The organism is Paenarthrobacter nitroguajacolicus (assembly GCF_031455195.1).
Lineage (GTDB): Bacteria > Actinomycetota > Actinomycetes > Actinomycetales > Micrococcaceae > Arthrobacter > Arthrobacter nitroguajacolicus_D.
Genome location: NZ_JAVDSH010000010.1, coordinates 97,204 through 121,996, shown reverse-complemented (window position 1 = coordinate 121,996; position 24,793 = coordinate 97,204). Strand labels below are relative to the sequence as shown.

Genomic DNA, 24,793 nt, shown 5'->3' with positions numbered 1-24,793 from the left:
AGCTCATGCAGACGGGCGTCCCGCATTTTTTTGATGCAAAGGTACAGACCCATGCCGGCCCAGCCAGCGTCCAGAGTCCCGGACGAAGCCCACCAACCTCCTGACGAGCCGCTTTGGTGCAAGCGCTGCAATACCGACAGGAACCTGCTGGTCAATTCCATCCAGTCCCACTATCCACCGGCGCCCAACATGGTTGACGTCGCTTACGAATGCAGCGACTGCAGGTACTCCTACACGCAGATTGCCTCAGTCCAGAAAGTGGCTGCGGTGCTCAACCGCCCGGGCGTCACCCAGGGCGTGCTGCAGTTCGGCGGCCAGTATCTCCACTGCGGTGAACCAATGAAGACCAAGAGCTGCGAATTGCGGAGAATACAGGCCCCCTTGGTGTTGAAGCCCAAGGCGCAGCTACGGATGTACGAGGTACTCATCAACACACGGATTCTCGGATGTCATTGCGGCTTCCGTATGGAGATTCCGGACTGAATTCGACCATTGGCTTCGGTGCCCTAGGACAGCCCTGGAGCGACAGGAAGGAACACCATGCACGCAGAACCACAAAGACGAGAACCTGCGGTGACCGGCGGGAAGACCGGCGAAGGCAGGAAGCGGACGCTCCCTGATCCGCCGGATCCGGACAACCTGCCTATCGACTATCCGGGATCTGGATGGGATTCAGGCAGCTACCCCACCCATGTGCCACCGACCCTTCGGCCGCAGCAACCCGCACATCGCGGGAGCCTCTGATCATGGGTCCCCAAGGTGCCCCGCACCCCGACCCCACGCAGGATCCCGGCCCGGATCGGACACGCGGGCCGGGCCCAACGCCCGAGCCGGTTCCACTTCCCGAGCCTGGCCCACCGCCGGTTCCGGAGCCCACCCCAGGGCCGGCCACACCACCGCCATCTGAACCGGGAGGAGCGCCCCGACCCTAACGGTCAGCTGGCACCTCCGACCCATGGACCGGATCCTGGTACATCCCCCAGTCAGGATCCGAACGAGGGCATGTCGCGCTACAGGGAGTGCGGCATGCCCTTTGGCGTGCCCGGACACCCGCACTGGTAGATCTTTGTTTATGTTGGTTTTCTCTTGACTTCCCCACATAAACAAAGATAGAGTCAAGCAATTCCACATCGTTGTGACAGCAGTCACGGCTGTGGCTGTACTGAATTCTTGGCTTTACCGCAATGGAGGGTAAGTGTTCGCAGAAGAGCGCCAACAACTGATCTCCGCCCTCGTCGCCGAGCGCGGACGGGTGAGCGTCACTGACCTCGCCGACCGTTTCAGCATCACCACTGAGACCATTCGCCGCGATCTCGCTGCCCTTGAAGTTTCCGGTAACCTGCGCCGGGTACACGGCGGCGCGGTTCCTTCGGACCGGCTGAGCACCAGGGAAGAAAGCATCCTTGAGCGTGCCGTCCAGCGCCAGTCCCAGAAGCTCCGGATCGCCAACGCAGCACTCGCCCTGATTCCGGAACTCATCAGCGGCAGCATCCTCCTCGACGCCGGATCAACCACGGAAACCCTCGCGGACCTGCTCGCACAGCGGACCCCGCCGGCCCACGGAAGCGACGAACTCGTAGTCATCACGCATGCCATCCCCATCGCCGGCAAGCTCTCATCCACTCCTGGAATTGCACTCCAAATACTGGGCGGCCGTGTCCGCGGCCTCACCCAGGCAGCCGTCGGGCAATCCACGGTGGAGGCCGCGTACCGACTCCGTCCGGACATCGCTTTTGTGGGGACCAACGGGATCCACGCCGACTTCGGGCTGAGCACCCCCGACCCCGAGGAAGCAGCGGTCAAGGCCGCCTTCGTCAAGTCTGCCCGGCGGGTGGTTGCCCTGGCCGATTCTTCCAAGCTGGACGCCGAAACACTGGTCCAGTTCGCAACCTTAAAGGATGTTGACACGTTGATAACAGACAGCGAACCGTCCGCGGAACTCGCGGCCGCCCTGGCCGATGCCGGCGTCGACGTGGTGATCGCATGATCGTCACCCTGACAGCCAACCCCAGCCTGGACAGGACGGTGGAACTCCCTGGAGCCCTGGCCCGCGGTGAAGTCCAGCGCGCCGTGGCCGTCCACCAGGAATCCGGCGGTAAGGGCGTCAACGTCTCCCGGGCCCTTGTTGCCTCAGGCCTCGAAACGTTGGCTGTCCTTCCGGGCGCCGACTCGGACCCCGTTCTTTCCGGACTGCACGACGGCGGCGTGCCGTTTGCGGCGCTCCCCATCGGTCAGGCGCTGCGCAGCAATGTCACGCTCACCGAACCGGATGGCGTCACCACCAAGATCAACGAACCCGGCCCGGAGCTGAGCGGTGAACAGCAGGAAGCCCTGATCGGGCTGCTGCTGGACCGTTCCCGTGGCGCCAGCTGGGTGGTTCTCGCGGGCTCGCTCCCACCAGGAGTTCCCGCGGACTTCTACGCCACAATCGCGCGTCGACTCCGGTCGAATGCAGATGGGACGGTAGCCCCAGGCATCGCCATCGACTCCTCCGGGGCGCCGCTTGCGGCAGCCCTGGTGGGTGATGCCGCAGGAAAGCCGGACCTCCTCAAGCCGAACGCGGAAGAGCTCGCCGAGCTTGCAGCCGCTGCAGGTTTCACCAACGTCTACACAGCTGAGCAACTGGAAGCAGACCCGGCCAAAGCCGCCCAAGCTGCTGCCGCCGTCGTCGCCAGCGGTGTAGGCGCCGTTCTCGCAACACTCGGGTCCAAGGGCGCAGTCCTGGTGACCGCGGACGGAGCATGGTTCGCCACGCATCCGCCGATCAAAGCCGTCAGCACAGTGGGCGCAGGGGATTCATCCCTGGCCGGCTACCTGTTGGCTGCAACCCAGGGTGGTTCCGCTCAGGACTGCCTTCGTCAGGCGGTGGCACATGGTGCCGCTGCTGCTTCGCTGCCGGGCTCCACTGTCCCGGCAGTCCACCAGACAACCCCCGACGCCGTAACCATCACGGCCCTCCAGAAGGACTAACAGTGACCCAGCTGATCACACCCCAATTGGTCACCCTCGACCAGAACCTGGGCGACTCCCCCGCCGACGTCATCCGCGTCCTGGCCGGCAAAGTCGCCGCGGCCGGCCGTGCTTCCGAGGTTGAAGGGCTCTTCACGGATGCCTTCGCCCGTGAGCAGAAGACCGCAACCGGCGTGCCCGGTGGCATCGCCATCCCACACTGCCGCTCGGCGGCGGTTACGGAGCCTGCCCTTGCCATGGCGCGCCTTTCGCACAAGGTGGATTTTGGCGCCAAGGACGGTCCGGCGGACCTCATCTTCTTCATCGCGGCCCCGGACGGAGCAGACCAGGAACATCTGAAGCTGCTCTCCAAGCTGGCCCGTTCCCTCATCAAGAAGGACTTCACGGCTGCACTCCGCGCGGCCGCTACGGAGCAGGACATCGTGGACCTGGTCGACGGCGCGTTGGCGGACAAGCCAGCCGCAGCGCCTGCTGGTGCGGCACCGGCCGCCGGCGCTTCTGCTGCGACAAGCACGACGACGACCGCCGCACCCAAGCGCATCGTTGCAGTTACCGCTTGCCCCACAGGCATTGCGCACACTTACATGGCGGCCGATTCGCTTGTTGCAGCTGCCAAGGAAATGGGCGTGGACCTCCAGGTCGAGACCCAGGGTTCCTCCGGCGCCAAGCCGCTGGACCCGGCAGTGATCGCTGCGGCAGACGCGGTGATCTTCGCCGTCGACGTCGATGTCCGCGGCAAGGAGCGCTTCGCCGGTAAGCCGGTCATCAACGCTCCGGTCAAGCGTGGCATCGACGAACCCACAAAAATGGTGGAGGAGGCCTTGGCCGCTGCTGTGGACCCGCATGCACGCCGTGTTCCGCACTTCGGTGCCGAAGAGCAGGCTGAGCGCGCCGAGGAGGAGAAGGGCGAGCACATCGGCCAGAAGCTGAAGCGAGCACTCCTCACCGGTGTCAGTTACATGATCCCGTTCGTTGCCGGTGGTGGCCTCCTGATTGCCCTCGGGTTCCTCATGGGTGGCTACCTCATCACCAGCTTCGCGGACAAGATTGTTGTGGAAAACAGCATCTTCAACCTGCCCACCGAATTCCCGGACAACGCTTGGGGACCCCTGGGTGCCTACATCGGAGCGGTGCTGTTCAAGATCGGCGCCCTGTCCCTCGGGTTCCTGGTTCCTGCGCTGGCTGGCTACATCGCCTACGCCATCGCTGACCGCCCCGGCATCGCCCCCGGCTTTGTGGCCGGTGCCGTTTCCGGGTTTATGGGCGCAGGCTTCCTCGGCGGTATCGTCGGCGGCCTCCTGGCAGGCTACGTTGCCTACCAGATCGGCAAGCTTGACGTCCCGCGTTGGCTTCGCGGCCTGATGCCGGTGGTCATCATTCCGTTGATCGCGTCCCTGGTGGCGTCCGGCTTGATGTTCCTGATCCTGGGCGCTCCCATCGTCGCACTCACCAACGCCCTGAACGCCGGGCTCTCAAGCCTGACCGGAGCCGGCGCGATCGTCCTCGGCATCATCCTGGGCCTCATGATGTGCTTCGACCTCGGTGGACCCGTCAACAAGGTCGCTTACGCCTTTGCCGTCGCGGGCCTCGGCGCCGCGAGCGTTACCAACCAGGCCCCCTGGCAGATCATGGCCGCAGTCATGGCGGCAGGTATGGTTCCGCCGTTGGCTATGGCCCTGGCCACCGTCCTGGACAAGAAGCTCTTCTCCCTGGCAGAGCGTGAAAACGGCAAGGCCGCGTGGCTCCTGGGTGCTTCCTTCATCTCCGAAGGCGCCATTCCCTTCGCAGCCGCAGATCCGCTTCGCGTCATTCCTGCCAGCATGGTGGGCGGTGCTGTAACCGGCGCCCTGTCCATGGCCTTCGGAGTCACTTCCAAGGCGCCCCATGGCGGCCTCTTCGTCTTCTTTGCGATCGACAACTTCGTGTTGTTCTTCCTCTCGATTGCCGTGGGCGTGGTTATCACAGCACTGCTGGTCATCGCCCTCAAGCGCTGGGCCGTCCGGAAGCCGGTTGAAGCAGAGCCAGTCCCCGCCACCGCCACCGCCAGCGTCTAGACTTCCCACAAAGCCACCCACACCTAAGGAGCACCAATGCCTGAACGTACAGCCACCATCGCAAGCCGCGTCGGCCTCCACGCCCGCCCGGCAGCCATCTTCGCAGAGGCCGCCGGCGACCTTGACCTCGACGTCACCATTGCCCGCCAGGGCGAGCCCGCTGATGACGCCATGGATGCAGCCAGCATTCTGTCCCTGATGAGCCTGGGTGCAGCCCACGGCGACGTGGTGGTCCTGCGCGCTGAAGGCGAGGGTGCTGACGCAGCCCTGGACAGCTTGGTCAAGATCCTCGAAACAGACCACGACGCCGAGTAGGGACACCCAAACCCCTCAGCGCCACGGAAAGAGCCTGGTGCCACCCGGATATGGGTGGCACCAGGCTCTTTGAGTGTCTGAGGTACTTTTCCTTGTCGTGTCTGAGGTACTAGGGACCGGCGAGCTCGTCGAGATGGCGCGAGAGCACCCTGAGCATAGGACCCCCCTCCGGCAGTTCCCCGCTCAACAGCCCATACATTGCGATTCCATCCAGGAGCGCACGTAGCCGCTGGGCTTCATATTCGGGGTCGCGGCTTGGGTGAAACTGACCCGCTTCGGCCAGGATCCGAAGGGCGACATGGCATACGCGATCTACTCCCTCGCTGAGCCTGATCGCGGCAGGACGCAGCGCACTGTCGGTCAGCGAAAGGACACCGAGCTGGACATGCGCAACGAGTTCCAGCCGTCGTTCCTTGTCGATGGGAAGCAATTGCAGGAGCAACGCATCAACAAGAGCCCGGTCAGTGAGCTCAAGTGCGGCGATTCGGGCGGTGACCCGATCCTCAATGAGTTGCAGGCAGAACTCCCGCAGGGCATGTTGCGTGGCAAACGCGCGCCTCAGTGAAGCGGCCGCGATGCCCGCTTCCGCTGCCACCCCGCGCACGGAAAGACCCGAAAGGCCCTCGCGTTCCAGCACCCGCAAGGAAGCTTCCGCTATTGCTGCGGTACGTGCCTCTGCGTCGATTCTCCGTGGCATGGTCTCAGCGTGAAGGAGCGGCGGCCGGCAATGCGCTGGCGGGCTTCTTGGGCCAGATCGTGTAGCTCACGGCCCATAGGAAGTCGATTGCGAAGATGAAGCCCAGAATGCGAAAGAACTCCGAGAGGGCGGCGGTCCGTCCTGCGTCGTTGACGAGGAGGATGATCGCTCCCAGCGTCGCAGCGGCGATGACTACCGCCAACGCGGTAAGAAGTACATCCCGCCAGCACTTGACCGTGTAACGGGTCCCGCTGAGTCGTTCCGGCGCCGGCCCGCTGGCGAAACGGTGCTGGAAGTGCGCGTCGGCCCATGCCACCATGCGTTTGCCGTAAGCGATGGAGACGCCAATGTAGATCGCCGCGAGCCCATGGTGCCAGGAGGCCGTTCCCCCACCCAGCAGGTCGACGGCCACCAAGGCAAGCAGAACAGCATCGATCACCGGAGCAAGGAGCAGGAGGGCTCCGCCAAGGCGGGGGCGCCGCAGCACATACCGTGCCGTAAGGCCGGCGAGAATCGCCACCCAGAACGCAACTTCACAGACCACGATTGCGAACAGAATCATCCACCGCTCCTCAACGCCATATCCCGACGAGGTTATGGCCCGCCGATCTTTGTTAGTACGACTGTACTCATAAAATCAACAGGGTGGCAGAGGCAGCGGCCCGGAACAGCTGCGCTAGCTTTGTTTTTCGATCAGGAATGCAGCAATGGAAGGTTCTGTGGCCTTGACTGCCTGCAGTTCCCCGGACAAGTAGGCCTCAACGATCCGCGGGTCTACATAGGATGTGCGGGCCACTGTTGGAGTGTTGCCGAGGAGGGCCGCAGCGTCCTTCATGGCTTTCACCAGCGCCTGGGGACGCGTCATGGTGCCATCGGAACTCAACAGGCTGAGTGCGGCGGCGGCCGTCCCCTTCCACGTGCGGAAATCCTTGGAGGTGTAGGCGGCCCCGGCAATCGTACGAAGGTACTCATTGATCATGGAGGCATCCAGGGAGACCCAGGACCCATCCGCCTTGTAAGCCAGCAAGCGCTCCTTGCCCGGGCGTCGGGCCAGGGGCTCCAGGAACGCGGCCAGGGCGGGGTCGTGGATAGAGGTATCCCACAGTTGCCCGCTCTTGCCGGGGAACTTGAGCGCCACGGCATCGCCCTTGACCCGCGCATGCCGGCAGCGGAGGGTAGTGAGCCCATACGAACCGTTCTGGCGCATGTAGCTTTCGGAGCCAACACGCAAAGCGCCGAGGTCCATCAGCCGCACCGCAGCTGCGATGGTTTGTTGCTTGGGCGAGGACATGTCCTTGAGGTGCAGCGTGACGGCCCGGCGCACCGCAGGGAACACGGAGCCCAACTCCGCCGCGCGCTGGAACTTCTCGGTGTCCTTACGTTCACGCCAGCGGGGGTGGTACATGTATTGGCTGCGACCGGCCGCGTCCACGCCGGTGGCTTGGATGTGTCCGTTTTCGAAGGGACAGATCCACACCTCAGTCCAGGCAGGCGGGATCGCCAGCGCGTTGATGCGCTGGCGATCCTCCTTGCTGACCAGGCTCCCGTCCGGGTGGCGGTAGCTGAAGCCCTTGCCCACCTTGCGGCGGACGATGCCGGGCTTGGAAAGGTCGCTTCGCTTAAGCCGTGGCACGCCGGGCTCCTTTGTCCGCGATCAGCCTGGTCCGGGCGCTTGCTAGGCCTCGTCCGGGTCCGTGACGGCTGCGCCTGCATTCATGATTTCGGCGTTGATCATCCATACCAGCTGCTCAAGCCTGGAGATGAACGCATGCAGGAGGTCCGCCGTCGTGGGGTCTTCTTCGTCCACCTCGTCATGGACATCCCGCATGGTCTGGACTGCGCGCTCCACGCGGTCGGTGACCAGCTTGACGGCGTTCTTGGTGTTGACCAGGCCTGCGGGGAATTCCTCAAGCCGCGTGCCCTTGGCGATGGTGGCGCTGCGACCGTCGGGGAGTGCATGCAGTGCCCTCATTCGCTCGGCAGTGTCGTCTGCGAATTCGCGGGTTGCCACCACCAGCTCGTCCAGCTGAAGGTGAAGGTCCCGGAAATTGGGTCCCACGATGTTCCAGTGGGCCTGCTTTCCCTGGAGCTGCAGCTCGATAAGGTCTGTCAGGACGATCTGAAGGTTGTCTGCAAGCTGCTGTGACGCTTTCATGTGTTCCTCTCATGGACGTTCATCTGAGCCAATACGTGCCACCTGCTTACTGCGGCAACTGCCCAATCATCAAGTGACGACTTCAATAAGCCTTTCATAAGGTTGCTTAGTAGTACAATGAAGAGTGTTGCTGTTCACAACTGGCGAACTTCATCCTACGGTGAAGGCCGGTATGGGATAGCGGAAAAGGCACTTAGGGGCGGCGGAACGTCCCCAGGTACCGGCATAACTAAATCGAAGTAAATCGGAATGCATAGTTGGGAATCGAAGATTCCCCCAGAAAGGAATGTGCTGACCATGAATACGCTTCTGATCATTGCTGGTGTAGTAGCAATTGTTCTTCTCCTCGTGGGCGGTTTCTCCCAGGCCCTTAGCTGGCTGCTGTGGGTAGGAATCGTCCTCCTTGTCATCGCGGCCATTGGCTGGCTCCTGAGCTTCATGTCAGGGCGCAGGGGTCATACGGTCTAATTCCAGCCGCCCCGTGCGAGGGCTGCCCCGCCGCAGCTGAACTGCGTATCGGGGCAGTCCTCGGCCGCATCTACTGCCCGCCCGCGCCACCCGTCGGGTCACCTATTGCCGAGGGCGGTGGAGCGGCATCGGGATCCTTGGGCGTTGGGAATTCCCCCTCCGGCACCCCGGGCTCATCCTGGGCCGGCCGCTCGGGCGTTTCCCCTTGGGCGCCCTGACCGGGAAGTTCCTGTTCCGGGGTGGGAGTTCCATAACCGCCGGGTTCATCCGACGGCTCAACGCGATGCTCGTCCTGGCTCATTTCTTCCTCCTTGGAATCCGTTGAGGCCCCGAGAAAAGTTCGAGGAACGCTGACAATCCGACCGTAGCCCGGTGCAACGTCGGCGTCCACCAAGAGTTGCGAGGTGCACGAATGACAGAGCCGGATCAAATTCCCCGGATCGGCCGCAACGAGTCCACCGAAGAGCGGATGGACCGGAACTGGATGGAATTGATCCAGGAGCTGCGCGTGCTCCAAACGGGAGTCCAGATCCTGGGAGGTTTCCTGCTGACGCTTCCCTTCCAAGCCCGGTTCAGCGAACTGGACGACTGGCAGCAAAACCTGTATCTGTTCAACGTCATGACCGCTGCTTTGACTACCGTGCTCATCGTCCTCCCGGTCAGCGTGCATCGGCGGCTGTTCCGGCGGGGGCTCAAAGCCACCCTCGTCTCCAGCGCCGACATCATCACCAAGTGGGCACTCGCGGGCGTAGCCATTCTGATCACCGGCTCCGCTTCCCTTGTCTTCGACGTGACGGCCGGCAGGACCGCGGGTTTGGTGGCAGGCGGCGGCATCATCCTGGTCCTGCTGGTTTTCGTGGTGGGCATGCCGCTGTGGCTGCAACGCCGGGCCGGGGCCACCAACGGCAATTCAAAGGACGGCTGACCATGTACGTGGTCCTCACGGTCTTCCTTTTCCAGAAGGGCTCGTCCGAGTCCAAACCCATGGGCAAGGATTCACCCCAGGAAAAGGACCCCGGGTCTCCACATGGGAATACCTGGCCGTTGCTGTTCTTATGGGCGCCTCTGTTTGCCTCCGTGAGCGCGGCTCGCCCGAGTCCAAGCCCGACGCCGAACCACACTACGAGACAGGCTCGTAGCCAGCCAGGGAAAGGAAACACACTATGCCGGAAAAGAAGAATCCCAGCATCAAAGATCCCGAACTGTACGAAGAACTTCGCGATGATGGCGCCTCCAAGGAAAAGGCTGCCCGCATCTCGAATGCCGCCGCTGCGCAGGGACGCAAGGCCGTGGGCCGTAAAGGTGGAAAGTCCGGCGACTATGACGACTGGACCGTGGACAAATTGAAAGCCCGCGCCAAGGAACTGGGCCTTAAAGGCTATTCCGGCAAGAAGAAGGCCGATCTGATCTCCATGTTGCGGAACCACTAGTTCAAAGGCGATAAACAAAAGCGGTGCCCGCCTGGAAAGGGAGCCACCGCTTTTGTATGGAATGACGACGCCGGGTCAAGCCTTTTTCTTGGCCCGCGCCTTTGGCTTGCTGGCAGTCTTGCTGGCGGCAGCGTCGTCGTCGGACGCTTTTTCCTTGCCGCGTTTCTTGTCGAGGCTGCGCTTGAGCGCTTCCATGAGGTCGATCACGTCGCCGCCTTCGCCTTCGCCTTCAACGACGCCGAAGGTGGCCTCCGTGTCCAGCGCCTCGCCCTTCTCCAGCTTGGCCTCGATCAACGTCTTCAGCTGCGCCTGGTAGTCGTCGGTGTATTCGTCGGGATCGAAGTCGTGCGCCATGGAGTCCACCAAGGCGGAGGACATTTCGAGTTCCTTGTCCGAAATCTTGACGTCGGTCTCCAGGGACGGGAACTTCGCTTCGCGGACTTCGTCCCCCCACAACAACGCCTGAAGCAGCAGCACGTCCCCGCGCACCCGGAGCGCCCCCAAACGTGTTTTTTGGCGCAGCGCGTACTGGACGATCGCGATCCTGTCGGTGTCTTCCAAGGTCTGCCGCAGCAGCATGTAAGCCTTGGGTGACTTGGAGTCAGGTTCAAGGAAGTAACTGCGCTCGTACATGATCGGGTCCAGCTGCTCGGCAGGGATGAACTCCACTACCTCGATTTCACGGCTGCTTTCCTCCGGCAGGGACTTCAATTCCGCCGCCGTCAGGACCACCGTGCGGCCCTCTTCTTCGTAGGCTTTGTCGATGTCCTCGTAGGCCACTACTTCGCTGCAGATTTCGCATTTGCGCTGGTACCTGATGCGCCCACCGTCCTTATTGTGGACTTGGTGCAGGCCAATATCGTGATCCTCCGTGGCACTGTAGAGCTTCACTGGTACGTTGACCAGACCGAACGCGATAGATCCCTTCCATATGGCCCTCATGCACCCAGTCAACAGCACAACACAGCGGAGGAGAAGAGGTGGCAGGCAAGCAGCAGGAGCGGGTGATCGTCGAAGGCCACGAGCTCACCCTCACCAACCTGGGCAAAATCATCTATCCCGAAACCGGCACCACCAAAGCCGAGGTGCTGGAGTACTACGCTGCCGTGGCGCCGTTCCTCATCCCTGCGGCGGCCAACCGGCCCGTGACCCGCAAGCGCTGGGTCAACGGCGTGGGCACTGCCGAGCACCCGGGACAGGTGTTCTTCCAGAAGAACCTGGAGGACTCCGCACCCAAATGGATACCCCGCGCCACCATCCACCATTCGGACCACACCAACGACTACCCCATGGTCAACAACCTGGCCACACTCACGTGGATGGCCCAGATCGCTTCGCTGGAGATCCACGTTCCGCAGTGGCAGGTTGACGCGGCAGGTAACCCGCTCCGCCCGGACCGTTTTGTGCTGGACCTCGATCCCGGTCCGGGCGCGGGCCTGCCTGAATGCGTCGAGGTGGCCAAGCTGGCCCGCTCCATCCTGCAGGACATGGGCATGGACCCCGTTCCCGTCACCAGTGGCAGCAAGGGCATCCACCTCTACACAGGGTTGGATGGCACCCTGAAGTCCGAGCAAGTTTCGGCGTTCGCCCATGAGCTTGCGCGGGCTTTGGAGTCCGACCACCCCGGGCTGGTGGTGAGCGACATGAAGAAGTCCTTGCGCAATGGCAAGGTCCTGGTGGATTGGAGCCAGAACAGCGGCAACAAGACCACTATCGTGCCGTACTCCCTGCGCGGCAAAGCCCACCCCACGGTTGCCGCACCCCGCACGTGGCGGGAGCTGGATTCCCCCACGCTCGACCATCTGGACTACACCGCCGTGATGGAACGGGTCCGCACCGGCAAGGACCACTTCGCGTCCATCTCCGAGCGGCACCTTCCGCCGCATGGGGAGGATACCGACGACGGCGAGGCTGCTTCGGGTGGTTCGCGCGGCCGGGCGGTGACGGTGGAGAGCCGTCTCGCCAAATATGTTGGGATGCGCGATCCGGACAAAACCCCGGAGCCGTTTCCGTCGTCGTCGGCCGCTGCCTCGGCGGCGCCCACCGCGACATCCTCGGAGCAGCCAAAACCGGGTGACCCTCCGCCGCCCGGCGGCATCTTCGTCATCCAGGAGCATCACGCCAGGCGCTACCACCTGGACCTGCGTTTGGAGCACAACGGTGTCCTGGCGTCCTGGGCGCTGCCCCGAGGTGTGCCGGAAACACCCGAGCGCAACAACCTGGCCGTCCACACCGAAGACCACCCCATGGAGTACGCAACGTTCGCCGGGATCATTCCGAAGGGTGAGTACGGGGCGGGAACCATGACCATTTGGGACCGCGGCGAGTTCACGTGCGAAAAGTGGCGCGATGGCAAGGAAGTCATCGCGACGCTCACGGGCGAGCCGGGTGGTGGCCTTGGCGGCACCAAGCGCCTGGCCCTGATCAATACGGGTGACCGTTGGCTGATCCACTTGATGAAGGAGCAGCCGGGAGCGCGCCGGAGTGCACCGGCAAAGGAGCCGCAGCCCGCTGCCGCTCCCGCTGCCCGGCAGCCGATTCGTGATTATGCCCCCATGCTGGCCACGTCCGGGACCACGGCGGACCTTAGCGGGGATCACTGGCTTTACGAGCTCAAATGGGATGGCATCCGGGCTGTCATCACCGGAACCGAGGGCAAGATCCGGCTCATGAGCCGCAACGGAAACGACCTCACCGCCACCTACCCGGAGCTCACAGACCGCGCCTGCTGGCCGGAAGGAGACTTTGTTGCCGACGGCGAAATCGTGGCGCTTGGCAAGGGTTCCCGGCCTGACTTTGGGCGGCTGCAGCTCCGGATGAACCTGGCCAAGGCTGCCGAAATCGAACGCGCCAGGGCCTCGGTTCCGGTGCAGCTCATGCTTTTCGACCTGATGTACGACGACGGCACGGACCTCAGCGGGCTGCCTTTCGTTGAGCGCCGAGAAAAGCTGGAAGCATTCGCGGGCCGCCTGAAGGCAGGCTGTCCCCTGCATCTTTCGGCTGTACTGGACCACGATGTTGAAGATCTCATGTCCAGCGCCGCCGAGTTGGGCCTGGAAGGGGTCATGGCCAAGAAAGCGGACAGCCGTTACGCCGTGGGACGCCGGAGCAGGGCCTGGATCAAGCTCAAACTGGAGCAAAGCCAGGAGGTTGTGGTGGGCGGCTGGCGGCCAGGGGCAGGCGCGCGGAGCGGAACCTTCGGGGCACTGCTTTTGGGCATCCCGGACGGGGACCAGCTGCACTATGTGGGCAGGGTGGGGACCGGGTTCAAGGATTGGCAACTGCGGGACATCATCGAGAAGCTGGAATCGCGGGAAGCCAGCGATTCGCCCTTCGCGGACATCCCTCGTGAGGACGCGGCCGGCGCCCATTGGGTGAGCCCCGACCTCGTGGCCGAGGTGACTTTCGGCAACTGGACCGGTCCTGGCCGGCTACGCCATCCGGTGTGGCGTGGTTGGCGCCCGGACAAGTCCCCCTCAGACATCAGCCAGCCCAACTAGGGGACAGATAACGCAGCTATGAGCGCTCAATAGGGCGTTTACTGTCCCCTAGTTGGGTTGGGAACGCGGAGGTAAGCCGCGCTAGGAGGAGTGTGGCATCTGCGGGCGGCTGGTCCGGTGGATCGCAGACACTGCGGCCCCCTGGCCCATGCGCCCGTGGGCTTGGCCGCGGTCCTTCGGGTGACGGCGCTTGCCGTTACCGTCCGGCCACTGCTGACTTTGATCCGCGCCCAGTGCCAACGCTATGGCAGCAGGTTCGGGCATCGGGGCCATGTCCATGGACTCCACCAAGTGGCTCGCAACCTCAGGATTGATTTTTTCTGCTGAATGCTTCGCAGTCATGGTTCTTCCCTTTCAGTGTGCCTGTCCGTTGGATTTACCAGCGGACCTTCTTCTCGGTCTTGGCTTGCTTACCGCTGGCGGATGTGGGCTTGTGGCCTTTGCCGGTGCTCTGCCAGCCGGCTGGCGCTCCGCCGCCCGACTTGCTGGCGAGCATGGCCCGCTGGGCATCTGTGAGCTTGGACTTGATACCGCCCGAAGCGGCTTGGTTCTTGTTGTCGGAAGGGTTGGCGGTCATACGGACTCCTAGAGTGTGCGAGTCCTGAAGAGACACGTATCCCGTGCGTTGCGGTTCAAAGAAGAAGGCGTCGACAACGGGAACGGCATGGAGGCAAGCCTCAACAGGCGTGGATTTTTGTCTTCTGAAACGCAGCTGGTGCACCATGGCGGGCACGGGCTGGTCTACTCAAAAATCAGTGTTCCCATGGGTCTTACCCTAACCAAGTTTCGCCATGTTTGTGAACCCCTCGACTAGCATGGCTCTCGTGACCAGCAGTACTTCGATCGTCACCACCTTGCGGGCTGCGGGCTGTGTTTTCGCCGAAGACGAAGCCCAGCTCCTGATCAGCGCAGCCCGGACCCCGAGCGAGTTGGCCAGCATGGTGGATCACCGGGTCCGCGGACTCCCGCTCGAACACATTGTGGGCTGGGTTGATTTCTGCGGACAGCGGATGGCAGTGGGACCGGGCGTATTTGTTCCCCGGCGTCGCACCGAGTTCCTGGTTCGGCAAGCCGCGACCATCGCCCGGCCGTTGACAGATGGGCGTCGCGCCGTCGTCGTCGACCTCTGCTGCGGCTCCGGCGCGATCGGCGCAGCGCTCAGCGAACTGCTGGGGAGCTGCGAGCTGCACGCGGCGGACATTGATCCCACGGCTGTCCGATTCGCCCGCCGCAACGTTGAGCCCCGTGGCGGGCGCGTCCATGAAGGCGACCTCTACCAGGCACTCCCCCGCAAACTCCGTGGACGCGTTGACGTGCTTCTGGCCAACGCACCCTACGTGCCCACCGGGTCCATAGGGATGATGCCGCCGGAAGCCCGGCTCCACGAACCGATGGTGGCGCTCGACGGCGGAGCTGACGGTTTGGCGGTGCAGCGTCGAGTCGCGTCGGGGGCACGTGAGTGGCTGGCGCCGGGTGGTACCTTGCTCATTGAAACCTCCACGGCACAGGCGTCGGAGACGGCCGGGATCATGGCCGGCGCAGGGCTCGCAGCATCAGTGGTATCGGATGAGGAACTGGGGGCGACAGTGGTGATCGGTTCACGAGTCAGGGAGTGATTAGCAACGGAGAAGTGAAGGCCGGCACCTTTTCGGATGTCGGCCTTCACTATTTCAGTTGACGTCCCACCCTACCGTCTTCGCCGCCTCCAACTCGGCAGATTTGGCAGTCATTGTCGAGTTACCCCTCGTCAGCTTCCTAATGGTGAGATCGTCGGCTTTGGCGTTCGCACGCCGCAGGTTGTCGGCAGACTTCTGCAGCGCCACTTTCGTCTTTTCCAAGTCCTTGATCGCTTCGTCGATGCGCTTGATCGCCTCCACGAAACCGTCGGAGGCGAGCCGCCAGTTCCGACCGAACGCGTCCTTGAAGTCGCTGATCTGCTGTTCGAAATTCGTGATGTCCAAGTTCTGCGCCTTGACCAACGCAAGTTCGGTCTTGTATTCGAGCGAATTCATCGCGGCATTCCGCAGCAGCGCAATCAACTGGATGAGGAACTGCGGCCGGATGACGTACATCTTCGGATAGCGGTGAGAGACATCGACGATCCCGGTGTTGTAGAGCTCGCTATCAGGCTCGAGCAGAGAGACCAGCACGGCGTACTCGCACCCCTTCTCCGTGCGATCCTTGTCCAGCTCTTTCAGGAAGTCTTCGTTCTTATGCTTGAGTCGCGGTTCCGTCGTTCTCGTTCTTCATCTTAAACATGATCGACACAATCTCAGTACCGGCACTATCGGAGTCGCGGAAGATGTAATCACCCTTGCTCCCGGCCCGCGCATCGTTGTCCTTCTCGAAATAGGCAAGGGGAAAGGCTGTGGCACGAATGCGGTTGAACTCGGTCTCGCAGTGCTGTTCGAGAGTTTCTCCGACCATTTTGGTCGACAGCTTCGCTTTCAGGTCCCGCAGCCGCTCGATTTGTTCTTCACGGTCCTTGATCTGGGTCTCGTACTTGTCCTTCAGAGCCTTCTCACCGAGCTGCTTCTCGAGATCGGCCCGTTCAAGGCTGCTCTTGAGTTTGTCGCGCTCCTTTTCGACCGTGTTGACTGCTCCGGAGATCTCAAGCTTCTGCGTGGTTTCGATGGCTTCGAGCTTCGCCTTGAGGTCCTGGATAGCGGAGTCTTTCTCCGATGCAGTCTTCAGAAGTTCGTTAGCGAGCTTCGCCTCGGCCAGTTCAACCGATGCCTGTTTCTCCTGCTTCGCCTGTTCGAGCTCCTTCATCAGCCCATCGCGCTCCTTTTCGACGGCCCCAAGCGCCTCTGTTACGGCGCCGCGACTCGGCGAATGCGACGGTCAAAGAGCGGCTCAAGGACGTCGACGACGAACTGGAGTTCGTCATCGTTAAGGACATGATGCTCACCGGCTATGACTCACCGCCGCTGCACACACTGTACTTGGACCGGCCATTGAAGGGCGCGCTGCTGATGCAGACCCTGGCACGCGTAAACCGCACCTTCCGCGGCAAACAGGACGGTCTGCTTGTGGCCTACGCTCCGCTGGCTGAGAATCTAACCAAGGCGCTGGCCGAGTACACCAAAGACGATCAGGCGAACATGCCAGTCGGCAAGAACGTAGACGAAGCGGTTGGGCATACGGTGTCGCTGGTGGACGAACTCCGTGGGATGGTCTCCGGATACGACTGGAAATCCGTGCTCGCGAAGGGCGGCCCGCAGGCGTTTGTCAACGCTGCGACGGGCGCGGCCAACTATCTGCGAAGCCCGGAGACACCAGGCAACAAGCCCGCCGAGGGCGAAGAATCTCTGGCCTCAAAGTACCGCCGATACTCCGGCCAATTGTCACGGGCGTGGGCGCTGTGTTCCGGCTCGGATACCTTGGCCGGACTCCGGCCCGAAATTCAGGTCTACGAGGAGACGCGGGTCTACATGGCCAAGTTCGACGCCGCGGACCGACAGGCCAGCGGCGAACCGGTGCCGGAGGAGATCCAGCGACTGCTGGGCAACCTCCTGGCTTCCGCAACCTCTTCCGGCGAGGTACTGGACATCTACGAGGCAGCTGGCATGCCGAAGCCCTCATTGGATGACCTGACACCGGAATTCATTGCCAAGACCCAGAATGCCCGCAACCCGCAGCTGGCGATCGAGGCACTGCGAAAGCTCATCGCTGACGAGTCTGCTGTCGCGACGCGAAACAACGTGATTCGCCAGCGGGCCTTCTCAGAACGCATTACTGAGCTGATGCGGAAGTACACTAACCAGTAGCTGACGTCGGCGGAGATCATCGCGGAGCTGGTGGAGCTGGCTCGGGAAGTCGCAGCCGAGGGCAACCGAGGCGCTCACTTCACTCCCCCTCTGAGTTCTGACGAGCTTGCTTTCTATGACGCTGTGGCCTCCAACGAGTCTGCCGTGGAAATACAGGGCGAAGGCGTGCTCGCCGATATCGCCCGCGAGCTGCTGTCAGTGATGCGCCGGGACGTCCGGACCGATTGGAACGGTGCGCGATGATGTCAGGGCCAAACTTCGTTCCTCGATCAAGAGGCTTCTGGTCCGTTTCGGGTACCCGCCGGACAAGCAGCCTGAAGCGATCAGACTGGTGATGGAGCAGATGGAGTCTATGGCTCCTCGGTTTGCGAGGCACGTCTTTAACAGGTCGGGCTGTCCGTTGACGCGCCTTCTGGCCGATACGCTGGGATCATCAGGCAAAAGCCTGCTGTGCCGTTAACGAACAAAGGACCCGAGTGCAATCGGGTCCTTTGTTCAGCGCGGTGCGCTCATTGGTGCGGTCGAGAGGGTCATAGCCTCAAATCCGAACACTTTGAGTCTATGGCCCTGCGCACGTAGGGCGCAACGTTGTTGTGCCCACAGACACGTGCTGGCCGTGCCCTGTTCCTCCGGGAGGAGGTGCCGGCATGGAGTCCAAGCGGAAACGTGAAGAACCATGGGGCGCCTGGAACCTGGCGGTGAACATCATCCGACTAGTCGTTGATGTCGTCCGCCTGTTCTGGCACAACATCCCCTAACCGGGAGCGGTGGCCACCGGCGCAATGCTGGCGGCCACCGTCAATGTGCCATCGACTGGTTCTACTCGGGCAACCGCCCGGTCCGTATTAGTGGGCCGATGATCGGAGCGACGACTCCCAAACAGTCAGTTTTTGACCCCGTTTCCGCCCCGTTCGGTGGGCTTGGCTAAACAATTTGGTAACAACGCGCTTTGTGAGGCAAAAACAGGCCGACATCCGCATGATCACGGGGCAAGAGCGGGTAATGAGATGCAACACACCTAGGCAATTTGCACCCTCAAAGGGCCCAAAAATCGGATCTCAACTCGGGTTCTGGGCCAAAACCGCGTAAAATTGAAACCCTGCCCAGAGCGGGGCAGCAGAAGTCGCAAGCAAATGACCTCCCTAGGAGAAGCCCAAATGCCCACAGACCAAAGCAACACCGTCTCTCCGGATGGCGCAAGGAACGCCACCGGGAACCAGGTATCGGCAGGCCACACCCCGGCCGCCGCAAACGCAGTAAACGCAGTAAAGAACGCAGCCAAGAAAACGAAGCTTCGCCCGAAGCGCCGGCTCAAGGAGTCCGACGTCAACGTGGTGGATAAGCCGATGCTGCGCAAAGCACTCGGCGGCACCATCGTCGGCAACACCATGGAATGGTACGACGTCGGCGTGTTCGGCTACCTCATCACCACCATGGGCCCTGTCTTCCTGCCGGAAGCAGACAAGTCCGTCCAGACACTCTTCCTTCTGGGCACCTTCGCCGCAACCTTCATCGCCCGCCCCCTCGGTGGCGTCGTGTTCGGTTGGCTCGGCGATAAGGTGGGCCGCCAGAAGGTTCTCGCAGCAACACTGATGCTGATGGCGGCAAGTACGTTCGCCGTCGGCCTCCTTCCCGGCTACGCGCAGATCGGCATCTGGGCCGCCGCGTTGCTGGTGATCCTGAAGCTCATCCAGGGCTTCTCCACCGGTGGCGAGTACGCCGGTGCCACGACTTTCGTCAGCGAGTACGCCCCTGACAAGCGCCGCGGCTACTTTGCCAGCTTCCTGGACATGGGCAGCTACATCGGCTTCGCCCTCGGCGCCGCCCTGGTTTCAGTCCTGCAGCTCACGCTGGGACAGGCAGCCATGGAGGACTGGGGTTGGAGGATTCCATTCCTGATCGCTGGCCCGCTGGGCCTGATTGCCGTGTACTTCCGTAGCAAGATCGAGGAATCCCCGCAGTTCCAGGCAACCCTGGACGCCCAGGAAGCCTCCGCCAAGGATGCAGCCTCGCAGGATGCTGCCGTCGCCAAGGGACCCATCGGCATCGTCAAGGCCTACTGGCGCCAGATCGTGCTGGCCATGATCCTCGCAGCCGCAGCCAACACCGTTGGCTACGCACTGACCTCCTACATGCCCACGTACCTCACGGATTCCAAGGGCTACGACCCCGTCCACGGCACCCTGCTGACCATTCCGGTCCTGGTGATCATGGCCGTGTGCATCCCGCTGACCGGTAAGCTCTCGGACCGCATCGGTCGCCGTCCCGTCCTGTGGATCGGCGCTGGCAGCACCATCGTCTTCTCGGTTCCGGCCTTCATGCTGATCGGCATCGGTGAGATCTGGTCCACGCTGGCCGGCCTGGCACTGATCGCTTTCCCAGTGACGTTCTACATCGCCAACCTGGCCTCGGCTCTCCCCGCGTTGTTCCCGACGTCCAGCCGTTATGGCGGCATGGGTATCGCCTACAACTTCTCGGTAGCGATCTTCGGCGGAACCACGCCGTTCATCGTGCAGGGCCTGATCGAGGGCACCGGCGATGACATGATGCCTGCGTACTACCTGATGGCCACGTCCATCGTCGGTGCGATTGCCATCTTCTTCCTGCGTGAATCCGCCCAGCGGCCGCTGCCGGGTTCCATGCCCAGCGTGGACACCCAGGCTGAAGCGCGCGAGCTCGTCGCAACGCAGGACACCAACCCGCTCATCAACCTGGACGAGATGCCGTTCGACGGCCAGCCCATTGATGACGCAGTGTTCGGCAAAGGCAACAAGGACCTGACACCCGCTTAGGAACTCTTTGCCTGCAACTTCTGCAACGCGACACGGATAGTTCGCGGCCATGCGCCGCCCAACGTAGCCACCAGCCCCAAGGCGCTCTCCTTGAGGTTGGTGGCTACGGTCGTTAAGCGCCCAGCAACTTCCGCACCGCTTCCCCAATAATCCGCGCGCCCTCCGGGAAAGCTCCGGGGTTGGGGCCGGCGTAGTTGAGCCTGATGTGTGGCCCCTCGGGCTCTGCGGGGAACCACTCGGTCCCGGCAGCAATGAGCACCCCTGCCGCTTCGCAATCCTTGGTGAGCTGCTCGGCGTCGAACCCGTCCGGCATCCGCAACCACAGGTTCAAGCCGCCTTTTGGCAGGTTGCTGAGGTGGGCTTCGGGGACGTGTTCCGCGAGGCTGGTGACCAGGAGGTCGCGTCGCGACTGCAGTTGATGGCTGAGTCCGCGAAGGTGGGTTTGCCACCCGGGCTGCGTGACGACGTCGAGCGCTGCCGCCTGCAGCAAACCGCTGACGTACATCGACTCCGCGGCCTGTGCGCCCATGATCCGCTCCCGCGCTGGTCCACGGGCAATAATCGCCGCAATGCGAACGGACGGTGACACGCTTTTGGTCAGCGAGCGGATGTAGACCACGTGGCCCGAATCATCCTTGGCTGCCAGCGGAGCGGAAGGAGCGGTGATCCCGAAATCGTGGGCCCAGTCGTCCTCCACAAGGAAAGCTCCGTGCTGCTGCACGATCCTCAGCACCTCCTCGCCACGCTTGGCCGACCACTGCGCTCCTGTGGGGTTGGCGAAGTTCGGCTGGGCATAAAACAGCCGCGCGCCGGATTCCTCGAATGCCCTGTCCAGTTCGTCCGGGTCGGGACCTTCCGGGCCGCTGGGCACTGGGATGACGTTCACGCCTGCCTGGCCCGCGGCCAGCAACGCGCCCCAGTAACTGGGCGACTCCACCAGCAGGGGCTGGCCATGCCCCACCAATCCACGGAAAATTGAGCTCAGTCCGCTCTGGCTCCCAGGAAGTACGACGACGTCGCTCGGCTGGGGCGGCGTCACCCCAACGGGCATTGAGGTGCTGAGCTCATGCGCGAACCACGACTGCAGTTCGGGGAGGCCTTGCGCCGGAGGCCTCGACAGGGCGGAGTCACCTCGCGCGGCCCGTGTCAGCGCGGCTCGGACCAGCCTTTCGGGCAGGAGTTCACGGTCCGGGTAGCCGGAGTGGAAGGCTATGACGTCGTTGGAAGCGCTGCGCATGGCAGCCGAGTTCAGGGGCCGCGCCGCATGGGCTGACCTGAGTGCCGCAGTCTGCCATCCGTAGTCCGATGGCCGCGCTGTACGGTAGGCACGAACGAAAGTCCCCACGCCGGGACGACTCTCAATCAGCCCCTGGGACGTTAGGCTTCGCAATGCCTTCTGGACGGTGACCGGACTCGCTTGGTATTCGGCCACGAGGTGACGTGTTGATGGCAGTTTCGATCCGGGAGCGGCCGCGGCGATCCAATCTTTTAGTCGCGCGACAATGCGGGAACTGCTATCGTTATTCATGAGTCACAATAGTAGCGCTACTACGCTTTCACGGCCAGTGATATCCACCAAGACTCCCACGGGCATGTGGTGGGGACTCCTCGGTGTCGTCGCCTTCTCCTTCACTGTTCCGTTCACGCGAGTAGCCGTGGAGGGTTTGTCGCCGCTGTTCATTGGTGCCGGCAGGGCGGTGGTGGCAGCCGTACTCGCTGCGCTGGCCCTGGCCGTGACCAGCCAGCGCTTTCCCAGTGGGCTGCAATGGTTCAGGCTGGCCGTAGTGGCAGGAGGCATCGCTGCGGGTTTCCCGTTGCTCACCACCTTCGCCCTCACTACTACATCCGCCAGCCACGGAGCGGTGGTCATTGCGCTCCTTCCGGCGGCTACGGCCACAGCAGCGGTCATCCGGGGACGGGAACGGCCTCGCCCCCTGTTCTGGGTCCTCACCGCAGTGGGCGTTATTGCGGCCCTTGCTTTCGCCCTGGTGCAGTCAGGTGGTTTCGGTGCCCTGCACTGGGCCGACCTCCTCCTGCTCGGTGCTGTCCTGGCTGCAGCCATCGGCTACGCAGAGGGCGGACTGCTGGCCCGTGAATTGGGCGCCTGGCAGACCATCTCCTGGGCATTGGTGGTGGCCTCGCCCGTGATGATCGCGCTGACGGCCCTGTCGTTGGGGTCCGGGATTCCGTCAGCCACGCCTGTTCAATGGCTCAGTTTCGCTTACTTGGGCGTCGTTAGCATGTTCCTCGGCTTCTTCGCCTGGTACCGGGGACTGGCCATCGGCCCCATGGCCCAGGTCAGCCAAATCCAACTGGTCCAACCAGTCATGAGCATCGCATGGGCCGCGCTCCTACTGGGCGAATCCATGAGTTGGACCACCGTGGTGGGCGGCCTAGCCGTGATTCTCTGCGCAGGCGCCGCCGTCCGCGTCAGGCTCAACCCGCCGTCGGCCTCCTAAGACCCGTCACCCCGAGAGGACACCTGGCATGTACACCCCGGCGCATTTCGCCGCTTCACCCGAAGCACTTAAGGCGTTGCTCACGCAGAACAACGCCGCCAACCTCGTCACCATGTCCCCGGAGGGACTGCTGGCTACCCTGTTGCCCTTTGTGTATGACCCCTCGGTTGGGGAACATGGCGCACTTCAGGCACACATGGCCCGCAACAATCCGCAGTGGTCCTTGCCGGTTTCCGGTGAGGCATTAATGATCCTGCAGGGCGCCGACGCCTACATCTCGCCCTCTTGGTACGCGTCCAAGGCCGAACACGGCCGCGTCGTCCCCACCTGGAATTACTCCACGGCGCACGCTTACGGCGAGTTGATAATCCACGACGACGCCGGCTGGCTGGCAACGCATGTCCGGCGCCTGTCCAACCAGAACGAAGCCGGCATGCCCGAACCCTGGACGGTGGACGAAGCACCCGAGCGCTTCATTGCCGGGCAGCTACGGGCGATTGTCGGCGTCGAACTTGTCATCAGCCGGGTGGAGGCCAAGACGAAACTCAGCCAAAACCGTGCGCCCGCCGACGTGGATGGTGTGATTGCCGGGCTTCGGGCCCGTGGAGACTCCGCGAGCGCCGCCGATGTGGAACGGGCCCGGACCTCGTAGACTCGGCGCATGCGTGAGGTTGCAGCTGGATCCGTGGGGTCCATCCACCATCTTGAAATCTGGGTGCCATTGCTGGACCGCGCACGGGCCGAGTGGGGATGGCTGCTGGGCGAGCTCGGTTATGAGCCGTTCCAGGAGTGGCCCACCGGCTGCAGCTGGAGACTCGGTGGAACCTACGTCGTGGTGGAGTGCTCCGACGCCATCACTGGCACCGCGCACCGCCGCACCGATCCGGGGGTCAACCATGTTGCCTTCCACGCCGGCACGCGGGAAAACGTGGATCGCATCCGCGAGCGCGGAGCCGACGCGGGTTGGTACGAGATGTTCGAGTCGAAGTACCCGCACGCCGGTGGTCCGGACCACTACGCGGCTTACCTGATCAACACCGACAGCTACGAGGTTGAGCTGGTGGCTGCCGGCTAGGTGGGTGGCGCTACCGGCCGCCACATGGCCACCCGCGGCCAGCGGGCCAGCCCCACGTCGGCCTCATGCTGCATCAGGCGAGTCAACTCAGGACCCCAGGCGCCGGCGTCGAGCACTTCGAAGCCGAGCCGCCGGTAGTACGGCGCGTTCCAGGGCACGTCCCGGAAAGTAGTGAGGGTCTGCCGGTGCATTCCATGGCCCCTGGCCCAAACGCGGGCGGCGTGCAGCAGTTCGCGGCCGAGGCCCTGATGCGCCTGGTCGGGGTGGACGCTGACCTGTTCCACATGGCCTTCCCCGTCCACGACGTCGGCCAGCAGGTACGCCACCGGGTAGTCAAGACCGTCGACGTACACCCATGCACGCCCGGCAGCCGCGTAGGTGCCCAGCTTCTCCACGGGGAACGGCTCGTCGTCGGCTATCGAGTCCATACCAAGCTGGCGGAAGGCTTCCCCCGCGGCACGTTCAATGTCCTGCATCATCTGCAGGTCATCGGCGTGGGCGAGCCGGATCATTGCCGTGCGTCCAGCGCCGGAGGTGCCTGTGCCACCAGGAACTCGTTGCGCTTTTCAATGAGGTTTTGCATGTACCGGGCGAGGATCAGCTTTTCCGCCAAGCGGCCGAGCGGCCCGAAAGGCGCTGCGAACTCGATGGTGTCCACCATCAGTGTTCCGCTGCCGTCCGGGCGGAACTCGTGCGTGTGTCGGAGGTACTTGAAGGGGCCCTTCACCTGTTCGTCAGAGAACGACGCCGGAGCGTCCATCCGCACGATGCGGCTGGTCATGCGGAACCGGACTCCCAGGTGCCACGCCTGCCATGTGACAGTCTGGCCTTCCGAGATCAGGCCTGTTGTGACACCTGCAATTGCCTTCTCGCGGCTCTTGGTCATCGATCCCACGTGGGCGTCGATGTTCCGCGAAAGATCGAACAGCTCCTGCGGCGGCATGGCGGAGCGGGTGCGGCAAACGAAAGCGACAGGCATATGTTGATCTTCCCAGACCTTCATGCTTCCGATGCCCCTGTTCGCCCTGTGTTGTGACCGGCCTTATAGCGGGATCTCCGGGCACCCTGATAATTTCGAAAGCAACCCTTGAAGATTGGTGGTGTTCCC

28 protein-coding genes and 2 pseudogenes are annotated in these 24,793 nt (G+C 63.0%); 17 read left to right on the top strand and 13 right to left on the bottom strand.

Features of this window, described 5'->3' with window-relative positions; translation table 11 throughout:
* Window positions 1-51: 51 nt before the first annotated feature.
* From J2Y68_RS18695 to J2Y68_RS18675, 5 genes are all read left to right on the top strand, one after another.
* Window positions 52-483 (top strand): hypothetical protein, encoded by a 432-nt coding sequence (locus J2Y68_RS18695; RefSeq protein ID WP_211710933.1) that lies wholly within the window; start codon window positions 52-54, stop codon window positions 481-483.
* 712 nt (window positions 484-1,195) lie between these two features.
* A complete protein-coding gene (locus tag J2Y68_RS18690) occupies window positions 1,196-1,987 on the top strand; it encodes a DeoR/GlpR family DNA-binding transcription regulator (RefSeq protein WP_309995604.1) in 792 nt (263 codons plus the stop codon).
* Window positions 1,984-2,970 (top strand): 1-phosphofructokinase family hexose kinase, encoded by a 987-nt coding sequence (locus J2Y68_RS18685; protein WP_309995603.1) that lies wholly within the window; start codon window positions 1,984-1,986, stop codon window positions 2,968-2,970. Before J2Y68_RS18690 ends, J2Y68_RS18685 begins: the two co-directional genes overlap by 4 nt.
* Before the next feature lie 2 nt (window positions 2,971-2,972).
* Complete coding sequence (locus J2Y68_RS18680) at window positions 2,973-5,024, top strand: PTS fructose transporter subunit IIABC (protein WP_309995601.1); 2,052 nt, start codon at window positions 2,973-2,975, stop codon at window positions 5,022-5,024.
* A 36-nt stretch (window positions 5,025-5,060) separates the two neighbouring features.
* Entirely contained in the window at window positions 5,061-5,339 is a 279-nt protein-coding gene (locus tag J2Y68_RS18675) for an HPr family phosphocarrier protein (protein WP_090823822.1), read from the top strand.
* Window positions 5,340-5,448: 109 nt separating this feature from the next.
* Here J2Y68_RS18675 and J2Y68_RS18670 read toward each other — a convergent pair whose 3' ends face one another.
* From J2Y68_RS18670 to J2Y68_RS18655, 4 genes are all read right to left on the bottom strand, one after another.
* Window positions 5,449-6,036 carry a TetR/AcrR family transcriptional regulator gene (locus J2Y68_RS18670; protein WP_309995600.1) on the bottom strand — a complete coding sequence of 196 codons (588 nt, stop codon included), beginning with the start codon at window positions 6,034-6,036 and terminating at the stop codon, window positions 5,449-5,451.
* 4 nt (window positions 6,037-6,040) lie between these two features.
* Window positions 6,041-6,598, bottom strand: a complete 558-nt coding sequence (locus tag J2Y68_RS18665) for a hypothetical protein (protein WP_309995597.1) — start codon at window positions 6,596-6,598, stop codon at window positions 6,041-6,043.
* Window positions 6,599-6,712: 114 nt separating this feature from the next.
* Entirely contained in the window at window positions 6,713-7,669 is a 957-nt protein-coding gene (locus J2Y68_RS18660) for a DNA topoisomerase IB (RefSeq protein ID WP_309995596.1), read from the bottom strand.
* 42 nt (window positions 7,670-7,711) lie between these two features.
* Window positions 7,712-8,191: a Dps family protein gene (locus tag J2Y68_RS18655; protein WP_024819119.1), complete on the bottom strand. Its 480-nt coding sequence runs from the start codon at window positions 8,189-8,191 to the stop codon at window positions 7,712-7,714.
* A 297-nt stretch (window positions 8,192-8,488) separates the two neighbouring features.
* Between J2Y68_RS18655 and J2Y68_RS18650 the strand changes: the two genes are divergently transcribed.
* Window positions 8,489-8,659, top strand: coding sequence for a hypothetical protein (locus tag J2Y68_RS18650; RefSeq protein ID WP_211710941.1), 171 nt, complete (start codon window positions 8,489-8,491; stop codon window positions 8,657-8,659).
* A gap of 70 nt (window positions 8,660-8,729) precedes the next feature.
* Here the strand turns inward: J2Y68_RS18650 and J2Y68_RS18645 are convergent, their stop codons facing one another.
* Entirely contained in the window at window positions 8,730-8,960 is a 231-nt protein-coding gene (locus tag J2Y68_RS18645; protein ID WP_309995591.1) for a hypothetical protein, read from the bottom strand.
* 111 nt (window positions 8,961-9,071) lie between these two features.
* Between J2Y68_RS18645 and J2Y68_RS18640 the strand changes: the two genes are divergently transcribed.
* The 4 genes and pseudogenes from J2Y68_RS18640 to J2Y68_RS18625 all read left to right on the top strand — a co-directional run bounded on the left by J2Y68_RS18640 (window position 9,072) and on the right by J2Y68_RS18625 (window position 10,089).
* Window positions 9,072-9,584, top strand: a complete 513-nt coding sequence (locus tag J2Y68_RS18640; protein WP_309995589.1) for a DUF6328 family protein — start codon at window positions 9,072-9,074, stop codon at window positions 9,582-9,584.
* Window positions 9,585-9,586: 2 nt separating this feature from the next.
* Window positions 9,587-9,631: pseudogene (locus J2Y68_RS18635) on the top strand (hypothetical protein); the annotation flags it as partial.
* Between the two features lie 83 nt (window positions 9,632-9,714).
* Window positions 9,715-9,798 (top strand): hypothetical protein, encoded by an 84-nt coding sequence (locus tag J2Y68_RS18630; protein WP_309995787.1) that lies wholly within the window; start codon window positions 9,715-9,717, stop codon window positions 9,796-9,798.
* A gap of 24 nt (window positions 9,799-9,822) precedes the next feature.
* Window positions 9,823-10,089: a DUF7218 family protein gene (locus tag J2Y68_RS18625; RefSeq protein ID WP_211710945.1), complete on the top strand. Its 267-nt coding sequence runs from the start codon at window positions 9,823-9,825 to the stop codon at window positions 10,087-10,089.
* A gap of 75 nt (window positions 10,090-10,164) precedes the next feature.
* Here the strand turns inward: J2Y68_RS18625 and ku are convergent, their stop codons facing one another.
* Complete coding sequence (ku, locus tag J2Y68_RS18620; protein WP_211710946.1) at window positions 10,165-11,031, bottom strand: non-homologous end joining protein Ku; 867 nt, start codon at window positions 11,029-11,031, stop codon at window positions 10,165-10,167.
* Between the two features lie 38 nt (window positions 11,032-11,069).
* Between ku and J2Y68_RS18615 the strand changes: the two genes are divergently transcribed.
* A complete protein-coding gene (locus tag J2Y68_RS18615; protein WP_309995585.1) occupies window positions 11,070-13,589 on the top strand; it encodes an ATP-dependent DNA ligase in 2,520 nt (839 codons plus the stop codon).
* Between the two features lie 81 nt (window positions 13,590-13,670).
* Here the strand turns inward: J2Y68_RS18615 and J2Y68_RS18610 are convergent, their stop codons facing one another.
* The gene (locus J2Y68_RS18610; protein WP_309995581.1) at window positions 13,671-13,931 is read right to left on the bottom strand and encodes a hypothetical protein; all 261 of its coding nucleotides are present in this window, start codon (window positions 13,929-13,931) and stop codon (window positions 13,671-13,673) included.
* A 34-nt stretch (window positions 13,932-13,965) separates the two neighbouring features.
* Window positions 13,966-14,166: a hypothetical protein gene (locus J2Y68_RS18605; RefSeq protein WP_211710949.1), complete on the bottom strand. Its 201-nt coding sequence runs from the start codon at window positions 14,164-14,166 to the stop codon at window positions 13,966-13,968.
* Between the two features lie 238 nt (window positions 14,167-14,404).
* Here J2Y68_RS18605 and J2Y68_RS18600 point away from each other — a divergent pair, with 238 nt between their 5' ends.
* Complete coding sequence (locus J2Y68_RS18600) at window positions 14,405-15,205, top strand: putative protein N(5)-glutamine methyltransferase (RefSeq protein WP_397335351.1); 801 nt, start codon at window positions 14,405-14,407, stop codon at window positions 15,203-15,205.
* Window positions 15,206-15,259: 54 nt separating this feature from the next.
* On the opposite strand, the gene J2Y68_RS18595 is transcribed toward J2Y68_RS18600, so the two are convergent.
* On the bottom strand, window positions 15,260-15,778 hold the full coding sequence (locus J2Y68_RS18595) for a DUF2130 domain-containing protein (RefSeq protein WP_309995785.1): 519 nt from the start codon (window positions 15,776-15,778) through the stop codon (window positions 15,260-15,262).
* A 22-nt stretch (window positions 15,779-15,800) separates the two neighbouring features.
* Window positions 15,801-16,361: a DUF2130 domain-containing protein gene (locus J2Y68_RS18590; RefSeq protein ID WP_309995577.1), complete on the bottom strand. Its 561-nt coding sequence runs from the start codon at window positions 16,359-16,361 to the stop codon at window positions 15,801-15,803.
* A 47-nt stretch (window positions 16,362-16,408) separates the two neighbouring features.
* Here J2Y68_RS18590 and J2Y68_RS18585 point away from each other — a divergent pair.
* Both J2Y68_RS18585 and J2Y68_RS18580 read left to right on the top strand, forming a co-directional pair.
* Window positions 16,409-17,729: pseudogene (locus J2Y68_RS18585) on the top strand (type I restriction enzyme endonuclease domain-containing protein); the annotation flags it as partial.
* 787 nt (window positions 17,730-18,516) lie between these two features.
* Window positions 18,517-20,151: an MFS transporter gene (locus J2Y68_RS18580; protein WP_309995575.1), complete on the top strand. Its 1,635-nt coding sequence runs from the start codon at window positions 18,517-18,519 to the stop codon at window positions 20,149-20,151.
* Between the two features lie 112 nt (window positions 20,152-20,263).
* On the opposite strand, the gene J2Y68_RS18575 is transcribed toward J2Y68_RS18580, so the two are convergent.
* A complete protein-coding gene (locus tag J2Y68_RS18575) occupies window positions 20,264-21,679 on the bottom strand; it encodes an aminotransferase-like domain-containing protein (protein WP_309995573.1) in 1,416 nt (471 codons plus the stop codon).
* Between J2Y68_RS18575 and J2Y68_RS18570 the strand changes: the two genes are divergently transcribed.
* The 3 genes from J2Y68_RS18570 to J2Y68_RS18560 are packed head-to-tail and all read left to right on the top strand — an operon-like array spanning window position 21,678 to window position 23,685.
* Window positions 21,678-22,610, top strand: a complete 933-nt coding sequence (locus J2Y68_RS18570; protein ID WP_309995570.1) for a DMT family transporter — start codon at window positions 21,678-21,680, stop codon at window positions 22,608-22,610. The genes J2Y68_RS18575 and J2Y68_RS18570 overlap by 2 nt on opposite strands.
* A gap of 28 nt (window positions 22,611-22,638) precedes the next feature.
* Window positions 22,639-23,262, top strand: a complete 624-nt coding sequence (locus J2Y68_RS18565) for an FMN-binding negative transcriptional regulator (protein ID WP_309995568.1) — start codon at window positions 22,639-22,641, stop codon at window positions 23,260-23,262.
* A gap of 9 nt (window positions 23,263-23,271) precedes the next feature.
* Window positions 23,272-23,685 carry a VOC family protein gene (locus J2Y68_RS18560; RefSeq protein ID WP_309995566.1) on the top strand — a complete coding sequence of 138 codons (414 nt, stop codon included), beginning with the start codon at window positions 23,272-23,274 and terminating at the stop codon, window positions 23,683-23,685.
* Here J2Y68_RS18560 and J2Y68_RS18555 read toward each other — a convergent pair.
* Together J2Y68_RS18555 and J2Y68_RS18550 are read right to left on the bottom strand one after the other, a co-directional pair.
* Entirely contained in the window at window positions 23,682-24,197 is a 516-nt protein-coding gene (locus J2Y68_RS18555; RefSeq protein ID WP_309995564.1) for a GNAT family N-acetyltransferase, read from the bottom strand. The two genes, J2Y68_RS18560 and J2Y68_RS18555, sit on opposite strands and share 4 nt — an antisense overlap.
* Complete coding sequence (locus tag J2Y68_RS18550) at window positions 24,194-24,664, bottom strand: SRPBCC family protein (protein ID WP_309995562.1); 471 nt, start codon at window positions 24,662-24,664, stop codon at window positions 24,194-24,196. Before J2Y68_RS18550 ends, J2Y68_RS18555 begins: the two co-directional genes overlap by 4 nt.
* Window positions 24,665-24,793: the final 129 nt, after the last annotated feature.

Coding starts and splice junctions, on each gene's coding strand:
- J2Y68_RS18570 (WP_309995570.1), top strand. CDS start 21,678: ATGAGTCACAATAGTAGCGCTACTACGCTTTCACGGCCAGTGATATCC.
- J2Y68_RS18550 (WP_309995562.1), bottom strand. CDS start 24,664: ATGCCTGTCGCTTTCGTTTGCCGCACCCGCTCCGCCATGCCGCCGCAG.
- J2Y68_RS18610 (WP_309995581.1), bottom strand. CDS start 13,931: ATGACTGCGAAGCATTCAGCAGAAAAAATCAATCCTGAGGTTGCGAGC.
- J2Y68_RS18670 (WP_309995600.1), bottom strand. CDS start 6,036: ATGCCACGGAGAATCGACGCAGAGGCACGTACCGCAGCAATAGCGGAA.
- J2Y68_RS18645 (WP_309995591.1), bottom strand. CDS start 8,960: ATGAGCCAGGACGAGCATCGCGTTGAGCCGTCGGATGAACCCGGCGGT.
- J2Y68_RS18650 (WP_211710941.1), top strand. CDS start 8,489: ATGAATACGCTTCTGATCATTGCTGGTGTAGTAGCAATTGTTCTTCTC.
- J2Y68_RS18625 (WP_211710945.1), top strand. CDS start 9,823: ATGCCGGAAAAGAAGAATCCCAGCATCAAAGATCCCGAACTGTACGAA.
- ku (WP_211710946.1), bottom strand. CDS start 11,031: ATGAGGGCCATATGGAAGGGATCTATCGCGTTCGGTCTGGTCAACGTA.
- J2Y68_RS18665 (WP_309995597.1), bottom strand. CDS start 6,598: ATGATTCTGTTCGCAATCGTGGTCTGTGAAGTTGCGTTCTGGGTGGCG.
- J2Y68_RS18675 (WP_090823822.1), top strand. CDS start 5,061: ATGCCTGAACGTACAGCCACCATCGCAAGCCGCGTCGGCCTCCACGCC.
- J2Y68_RS18685 (WP_309995603.1), top strand. CDS start 1,984: ATGATCGTCACCCTGACAGCCAACCCCAGCCTGGACAGGACGGTGGAA.
- J2Y68_RS18695 (WP_211710933.1), top strand. CDS start 52: ATGCCGGCCCAGCCAGCGTCCAGAGTCCCGGACGAAGCCCACCAACCT.
- J2Y68_RS18590 (WP_309995577.1), bottom strand. CDS start 16,361: ATGAAGGAGCTCGAACAGGCGAAGCAGGAGAAACAGGCATCGGTTGAA.
- J2Y68_RS18575 (WP_309995573.1), bottom strand. CDS start 21,679: ATGAATAACGATAGCAGTTCCCGCATTGTCGCGCGACTAAAAGATTGG.
- J2Y68_RS18605 (WP_211710949.1), bottom strand. CDS start 14,166: ATGACCGCCAACCCTTCCGACAACAAGAACCAAGCCGCTTCGGGCGGT.
- J2Y68_RS18580 (WP_309995575.1), top strand. CDS start 18,517: ATGCCCACAGACCAAAGCAACACCGTCTCTCCGGATGGCGCAAGGAAC.
- J2Y68_RS18655 (WP_024819119.1), bottom strand. CDS start 8,191: ATGAAAGCGTCACAGCAGCTTGCAGACAACCTTCAGATCGTCCTGACA.
- J2Y68_RS18555 (WP_309995564.1), bottom strand. CDS start 24,197: ATGATCCGGCTCGCCCACGCCGATGACCTGCAGATGATGCAGGACATT.
- J2Y68_RS18640 (WP_309995589.1), top strand. CDS start 9,072: ATGACAGAGCCGGATCAAATTCCCCGGATCGGCCGCAACGAGTCCACC.
- J2Y68_RS18560 (WP_309995566.1), top strand. CDS start 23,272: ATGCGTGAGGTTGCAGCTGGATCCGTGGGGTCCATCCACCATCTTGAA.
- J2Y68_RS18565 (WP_309995568.1), top strand. CDS start 22,639: ATGTACACCCCGGCGCATTTCGCCGCTTCACCCGAAGCACTTAAGGCG.
- J2Y68_RS18600 (WP_397335351.1), top strand. CDS start 14,405: ATGGCTCTCGTGACCAGCAGTACTTCGATCGTCACCACCTTGCGGGCT.
- J2Y68_RS18630 (WP_309995787.1), top strand. CDS start 9,715: ATGGGCGCCTCTGTTTGCCTCCGTGAGCGCGGCTCGCCCGAGTCCAAG.